The organism is Micromonospora sp. H61, from assembly GCF_018070325.1.
In the GTDB taxonomy this organism is placed as follows: domain Bacteria; phylum Actinomycetota; class Actinomycetes; order Mycobacteriales; family Micromonosporaceae; genus Micromonospora; species Micromonospora salmantinae.
The window spans coordinates 1-1,590 of the sequence record NZ_JAGPXY010000209.1 but is presented as its reverse complement, the minus strand read 5'-3'; the positions used below and the strand labels follow the sequence as shown (position 1 = coordinate 1,590).

Genomic DNA, 1,590 nt, shown 5'->3' with positions numbered 1-1,590 from the left:
CCTTGTAGTTGTTCCAACAGCACGTGCCCGGGTGAGCACCGCCGAAAGCCGCCAGAAATTGGCGACTTCCGCGCGTCGGACAGTCAACTACCAGGCACAGCGTTGACCGCACAACGGGCCTTATACAAACTCGATTTTGCACTCATGCGGTGTTAATGGGTCAGAGCTCTGAACGCGAGGCTTCAGTGAGACAGTAGCGGACAAGATCCGATGCTCCGAACGGAGCCTCGGCGCTGTTCCACCCGCCCGCCTTCCAGCGCAGCATGAGTCACCTGGCCGACCTCGTCGGCACCGAACACACCGCTGTCAAGGTCGATCCTGACGCCTCCACGTCGGCCGGCGGGCCCGACTCTCCTTGGCCCATCTTCGCAACGGTGACACCACCCGCCCGCCTGAGCTGCGACTTCGCGGCCAGCGTCACCAGGGCCTAGCGGATCGTTCGGAGTCCTACGGTCACATCAATGCGCCGATCACGCCCACATCCGCAGACACTGGCCGATGATGGCGACCGAAGCGGTAATTCTTCCTCACCGATGCGACTAAGTTGCTTGGAGGTGTCGGATGGCCGACGCCAACCTTGGGGTTCACGGGCCACGATCGCGTGATGAAGCCATCTCTCCCCCGGCTGGCGCTCGTGCTTACGCTGTTCGCCGTTGCGGGCTGCGGGGCGAAAGGCGGTCAATACGCTGGTAGCTCATCGACGCCGTCCGCTGTGGCCCACTCAGCCATTCCGACGCCAAGCCTCCTTCCCTCCCCGTCGCCGCTGGTCAGCACGAGTCCGCCTCCTCCGCCAAGCCCCACGCCAGCGTGGGCACCATGCGATGCATCATTGAGCGCTTGGGAGGGCGGCTGCGATGACGATTTCATCAGCGGTGACGCTTGCGATGCGTCTTACGCATCCGATGCCCTCCTTGATGTTTACATTGAGAACAGGAGCTACGTTGACGCAAAACGACTCAAGGACTGCCCACAGTTCTTGCCGACTTGGAAAAAAGCACAGAACAGCATGGATGAGGGCAGCTTCGAGGTCGGGACAGAGGTCAAACCCGGCACCTATGAGACCACTGCACACTTGACTGACGGCAAGGTAACCGATTGCTACTGGGAGCGGGCCGGCTCCAACGGGCGGATCGTCGCCAACAACTTTGTTACCGCCGCGAAGAAGGTTAGGGTGACAATCAAATCATCGGATGAGATGTTCACCAGCCGGGGCTGCGGCAACTGGGTTCGAAGCTAACGCTTCGACCCGTTGCAGCGCAGTTACTTAGTCGAAAGCGACCCCGAGGCAGCAGGGGCTGAGCCGTTCCTTTGCGGGTAGGACTCATGCGCCGCGTGGACGACTCATTCAGAGCGCCACGATCGCCGCTGTCTCCGCCGGCAACTGGATCCGGTCCCGCATAACGGTGACCCCCTCCCCCGTAGCCAGCAGCACCCGCCGCGCAACCCCAGGCAGCGACCCCCCCAGCCCCCGCCCAGCCACGTTCGCCACCACGAGCGTGTCCCCCCGCCGCATCTCCAGGAACAGGTCCCCATGCTGCACCGTGACAGCGTTCAACCGAGGATCCGAGAGATCCGGACGAGACCGACGCA

General features: G+C 62.6%; 2 protein-coding genes. One reads left to right on the top strand and one right to left on the bottom strand.

Going from position 1 to position 1,590, the window contains the following annotated elements; translation table 11 throughout:
- Positions 1-829: 829 nt before the first annotated feature.
- The gene (locus KBX08_RS33185) at positions 830-1,237 is read left to right on the top strand and encodes a hypothetical protein (protein WP_210787702.1); all 408 of its coding nucleotides are present in this window, start codon (positions 830-832) and stop codon (positions 1,235-1,237) included.
- Positions 1,238-1,345: 108 nt separating this feature from the next.
- Here the strand turns inward: KBX08_RS33185 and KBX08_RS33180 are convergent.
- The coding region (locus KBX08_RS33180) for a DUF3459 domain-containing protein (RefSeq protein ID WP_210787701.1) at positions 1,346-1,590 on the bottom strand (245 nt) is incomplete at its 5' end.